The following is a 641-nucleotide window of genomic DNA, read 5'->3' as shown; positions in this document are numbered from 1 at the left end:
TGAGAACGCAGCGGGATGACGGTAGCGCTCCGTCGATGAGCCGATAATCGGTACTCCAAGCACTAAGTGCTGGATGTCATGGCAAAGGTTAGCGGATTTGCGAGGGAAGTGATGCCGGTTACGCTGATCCGGCGACGTCGCCATTTAAGACGTCCGGTTCTTCACTGCTACGACGAACCCTTGCAAAGGGAAATGGCCTCTCTGTTGCTGAGGCCACGAAAAACAACGACAAAAATTCTGGTGGAGGCGGCGGGAATCGAACCCGCGTCCAGAAGTGCTCTACAGCCAGTTCTACATACTTAGTCCAGTCGCTTAATTTGACTGCATCGACGCGGACGGACGCGCTTCTTTGCAGCGAGTCACTAGGTTTTCGGCCCCAGTGTCGTGACGCCACCGAGGATTAGCTGACGTAAATGACCTCGCGCGGTATTGCTACCCTAGCCCATCAGCGAGCCAGTGCGAGGAAAGCCGGTTTTTAGGCGGCTTGTGCCAGGAGAGCGTCGTTAGACGCCGCGCCGAAGCGCTTATCGAGGTTTGCATTTACATTTTCCCGTTGGATTTACGAGGTGACGGGTCCTCGGTATGCCCTGAACTCCTTTGCTACCCCTGTCGAAAACAGGTCGCCCCCAAATAAGTCGATG

General features: G+C 55.2%; 1 other RNA gene. It reads right to left on the bottom strand.

Annotation, left to right across the window (positions count from 1 at the left end):
• Positions 1-238 precede the first annotated feature (238 nt).
• Positions 239-628: a transfer-messenger RNA gene (gene ssrA / locus P0D80_RS50910) on the bottom strand.
• Positions 629-641: the final 13 nt, after the last annotated feature.

It is taken from the genome of Paraburkholderia sp. RL17-373-BIF-A (genome assembly GCF_046030175.1).
Taxonomy (GTDB): domain Bacteria; phylum Pseudomonadota; class Gammaproteobacteria; order Burkholderiales; family Burkholderiaceae; genus Paraburkholderia.
The sequence above is the reverse complement of the archived record's forward strand: the minus strand, read 5'-3'. Positions and strand labels throughout refer to the sequence as shown.